Here is a 3,772-nt window from a genome sequence, read left to right as displayed (position 1 = left end):
TCGCCATGACAAAACTGTCTGACCTTGGACCTCGCATCCCTCGCAACGGGGGTAATTGCATTCGCGAAAAGGACCGCTTCTACGCGTGTCCATCTTGCGGCCAGAAAGTCGATCAGACCGATTTGCGGCAAGTCATGTGGCACGAACGGCCTGGCCACGAGCCGCTGGAGCCGGAAGACAGCGCGACGATAATCAAGTTCCCGGAGCCCCGGAAATAGCGATCAGTCGCATGTGATCCGCCGTCCATCGAGGCAGCGGGCGCGACTTCCCCCCCTCGCAAAAATTAAAGGAACAAAGGTCAGATCTCGCAGTTGTGCGATCACCTGGGAGGGAACGATGTTGCATCACGAAATCGGCACTGTTTCGGACTGGTCGAAGTTGGTGGCGGACGATCCTCTCATCGCCGCCGATATCGCCCAGCGTCTTTCTGTGCTAGCGTGCAATGACAAGTCTACCGCTGCCCACGTCCAGTCGCCCAGCGCCGTGAGATTTCGAGGTTCCGACCTCACCAGCCTCGCAGCACCCACCGAGTATCCGCGGCCGATTGTGCTTCTAGCGACGATCTGTGGGTCGACGGTCGTGGGTATAACGCTGCTTCTGGCGGCGGCAGTTTGAGCCACGGGACCTGATGCCGCTCCCCCAGACACTGTCTTCGATTGAGATGACGCTCGAATGTCCGGCATGCGGAACGGCTTTCATCAAACCGGGGCGTTGGTTCATCGCTGCCGCCCACTATCGGTGCGAAGGTTGCCAGCGTTTACACCGCCTTACCTATCCAGAAAAGGTGGAATTGTTCGACAGATATACCAAGCGTCTGACGACAGTCTCGCAGCGAGGGACAACGAGGCCGCGCGAGTGCCCCAGCTTACAAGGCAACGACAAGGCCAGTGACGCTCCACCGGGACGGGAAGGGTAACCGACGAGGCAGCGGAAGAGTGTTCGCCTGCCAGCACGTCCGACTGATGCTTGGTTCGATTACTCGTTTTCTGACCATCTCGTTGACGCGCGGAATTTCGTTCATAAAACCGAAGAGGTTCGTTTGGGCCTGGCTTCACGTTTAGGACGGCGTCCCGTAGCGGCCGCCACATGAACGAGCGGCCTTCATCCGCTGCAAAGCACCTTGCCGCAGCGCACAGTTACGATGGCCGAGATGCAATGATAAAGATAGCCGAGGCGTTGATGAGAGCATCGACACCGATAGACATGCCAAACGTCGGCATGCCGCGATGGTCTGTAGCACTCGCCATCCTGCACGATGCGGAGGGTGGCGCTTCCAGCATGTGGAACATATCGAAAGCCGCTGTGTTCTGGGCGCCAAAGGAGATTGCGATGATCCGTTGGTTAGTCAGAATCGGCGCCTTATATGCGGCATACAAACTCGGCGAAGCTGCCGGGCGCAGTGAGCAGGAGGTCATTCCTCTCCCGCCCTCCGACCGGCAACGGCAGCCAGGTAGGCAGGAGCGGACCGACCTCGGCGTCGAGCCATCCTAAAAACGCAGGTCGCTGGCCGCAGGCCGGTTCTTCAGCGAATAAGCTCGTCCCATGACAGGCGTGTGACGCCAACGCTCTGTGCGAAGGACGGGGCGCGGCGCTGAGCTTCGGGATGTTCGGTCCATCGATTGATGCACAGCGAAGACCCGTCATTGATCAGCAATGGCGGGTCTTGCTTTGAGACCACTTGGCCCGGCGTTGTAAGCCAAGCTGCCACCCAAACTTTGATTCGCGACACAGGTTCCCAGCTTGGCCAAATAATGCCGGTGGCGTCATCACCACACAAAGGCCCGCCGCTGAACGGACCAGGCGGCGACGGGGCGCACCAGACCGCTTGGCTGTGCAGGGCAAGCTGCATACCGAACATCGATCTTTTCATCAGGTTCCAGCGCCGTGGTTCGGACCGGAGGAGGCCGGTTCTGGTAAGGCAGCGTCCAGGTCGCCGACAGGCACCACACGAACATCTATCCCAAAAATTGCGATCGCATCGGGAGGACTTCGAAACTGTCGCCAACTTCAGGCACCGATGATGGGAAGCGACGCTGCGCGTGTCCGGCCAAAGTCGCTATAATGTCCAAGGTTGCATCCCAACAAAAAAGCCCGCCACCTTTCGGCGGCGGGCAGTCTCACAGGGGGAAAACACACTGAACGGGAACAGTGCCCCCTTCGAAGCTCGTTGATGCGAGAATGTTCCAGCGCGTCCGCCAGAATAGTTGAAAGCTCACATGGGAGATCGCATGCTCTATGGGATGCGATTTTCAAACTGGCCACACAAACTGGCTATGGTCGCCTCTGGAACGACGTTCTCTGCCGTACGGCGTTCCTTGAGAGCCCGCCTAGCTGCCCCTTGATCTGACTGTTTCAATCGCTCTTTGTCTGACGACGGTTCCCTCATGGGTCGTCTCTCCAGGCTCGGCTCCGTCCCCAACCATCTCCGCCAGCCGGCTGAGGAAGTCCACCAAAGCAGCTTGCGGCTCGTCGATTTCGCCGACGACGACCGAAATGCCCCAACGTCCAAGCACGGCCTCCTCCACAGGGTTTCGGCTGGTCATGAAGATGAACGACGGCGGGCGATCTTTCTCATAGCCGGACCGATGCCACGTCTGCCAGAGACGGTGCAGCAACAACCGAATGTTTGGGTCGGAAAGGCTATAGCCAATGAAGAGGATCGTGCTGCCGAGTGCATCCGAGCGAAAACGCACGTCCAGCGGAGAATTGAAGGAGAGACGATCAAGGTAGTCCGTTTCGGTGAGGACGAGGGAAGAATCCTCGTCGAAATCACCATGGAATTTGACGATGTGGGTAACGCCTTGGCGGGCCTGCGCTACATCGCGTGCATTGGCCACTTTCACGTAGTCCCGACCGTATATTTCATAAGCCAGTTCCAGGTTACGGTCATAATTGGTTGTGTATATGACAGGGAAATCGAGCTTCACGATGAGACGATGCAACTCGGATTTCTCGATCCGGTCCTTGGGGACAGACCAATTTCGGTCCATCCAACTGCGAAGTGGCCCGATGCTGCCATGCTTGATCCGATAGTACTCGGCCAGGGTTTGAAAACGATCGCGTCGCATGGAAAATTCGTCGTCGACACCGAGCTCCTTTGCCATTCGCTCTATAAGCTTCTCCCAAGAAGGGAGTCCAACACTGATCGACACCCCGGCCCCAACAAACAGAATTGCGCTGCGGTGGTGAATTGCGTTGGCGAGCGAATCTACAGGGTCATCGTTCATGGCCAAGGCTTTCGAGGCCACGCGCGCAGGCAGACCCTAAAGGCGCTTGTTGTTTCGGTTGTCGATCTTGGAATGCAGCCAACCATCTGGAACCGCACGGCTCATGGCAGCCGCATTGTGGTTCGCTGCTCGCGACCGGCTCCTGTTTCTGCTTACCGGTCATGTGGGTCCGGTTCTCCGCCAGCCACTTGCCGCGGCTTCGTTCCAGTCGCGCAATTGCTGAGAGCCTGCGTCGCTTCGGGCCAGGGAAGACGGCGAGAGGGTAGTTCATTGTCGTGACGGCGATGATTGTCATTGCGGCCTAAACACCCGTGGGCTGACATGTTCCTTGTGCTCGAAAATATTCCATGTGGTGCCTTCGCCAGAGCTACGGGTTCAATGCGGGAATGGTCTCGCGTCCAGGGTCGCGGCCCGCCTCGCCGAAAGCGGTGGCATTGCAGTGTGCGTGACCGTCACGGTATGCGGTCACCGCCTCTCCCCGGAATTCGACCACCTTGTTGACCACGACGATTTCCTGCACCTGCCTGTCTTCCTCCCTTCACATC

3 protein-coding genes are annotated in these 3,772 nt (G+C 58.3%); 1 reads left to right on the top strand and 2 read right to left on the bottom strand.

All coding sequences use genetic code 11. The features are described 5' to 3' along the window. Positions 1–1,155 precede the first annotated feature (1,155 nt). The gene (locus EN991_RS40005) at positions 1,156–1,491 is read left to right on the top strand and encodes a hypothetical protein (protein WP_164754015.1); all 336 of its coding nucleotides are present in this window, start codon (positions 1,156–1,158) and stop codon (positions 1,489–1,491) included. Positions 1,492–2,327: 836 nt separating this feature from the next. Here the strand turns inward: EN991_RS40005 and EN991_RS27125 are convergent. Together EN991_RS27125 and EN991_RS40000 are read right to left on the bottom strand one after the other, a co-directional pair. Further along, entirely contained in the window at positions 2,328–3,227 is a 900-nt protein-coding gene (locus EN991_RS27125) for an SIR2 family protein (RefSeq protein ID WP_013525092.1), read from the bottom strand. 367 nt (positions 3,228–3,594) lie between these two features. After that, entirely contained in the window at positions 3,595–3,747 is a 153-nt protein-coding gene (locus EN991_RS40000) for a hypothetical protein (RefSeq protein ID WP_156949289.1), read from the bottom strand. Positions 3,748–3,772: the final 25 nt, after the last annotated feature.

This window comes from Mesorhizobium sp. M7A.F.Ca.US.005.03.2.1 (assembly GCF_003997795.1).
Classification (GTDB): Bacteria; Pseudomonadota; Alphaproteobacteria; order Rhizobiales; family Rhizobiaceae; genus Mesorhizobium; species Mesorhizobium ciceri.
This window is presented reverse-complemented; position numbering and strand designations above follow the sequence as displayed.